At 75.8% G+C, this 454-nt stretch carries 1 protein-coding gene; it reads left to right on the plus strand.

Translation table 11 applies throughout. The annotated features are described in order from the left end of the window. Nucleotides 1-454: zinc-binding dehydrogenase (locus LPA54_RS38485; protein ID WP_228985025.1), on the plus strand; the 454-nt coding region annotated here is incomplete at both ends.

Consider the following 454-nt stretch of genomic DNA (forward strand, 5'->3'; position numbering starts at 1 on the left):
GCTCGTCGCCGCGCGCGCCGACCGGCACGGTCTGCGCCTGGTCAACCTCGTACGGAGCACGGCCGGGGCGCGGAAGATGCGGGAGCTGTTCCCCGCGCAGCCCGTGATCGTCACGTCGGACGCCGACTGGCGGGAGCAGGTGCGCCGCGCGACCGGCGGCGAGGGCGCGCGGGCCGTCCTGGACTGCGTCGGCGGCTCCCTCACCGAGGACCTCGCCGGCCTGCTCGCCGACGGCGGCACCCTGATCAGCTACGGCCGGCTCGGCTCCGGCGCCACCACGCTGGACGACCTGCCGCTCGTCAACCGGGGCTTGACCATCCGGGGCGTGACCATATGGCACTGGACGGAGCGCACCCCCCAGCAGCGGGCGGAGGACCTCGCCTTCGCCGTGGACCTGGCGCGCACCTCCCCGGAGCTGCTGGAGGTCGCGGCCCGCTACGACCTGGGCGACGTC

It is taken from the genome of Streptomyces sp. DH12 (assembly GCF_020873895.1).
In the GTDB taxonomy this organism is placed as follows: Bacteria; Actinomycetota; Actinomycetes; order Streptomycetales; family Streptomycetaceae; genus Streptomyces.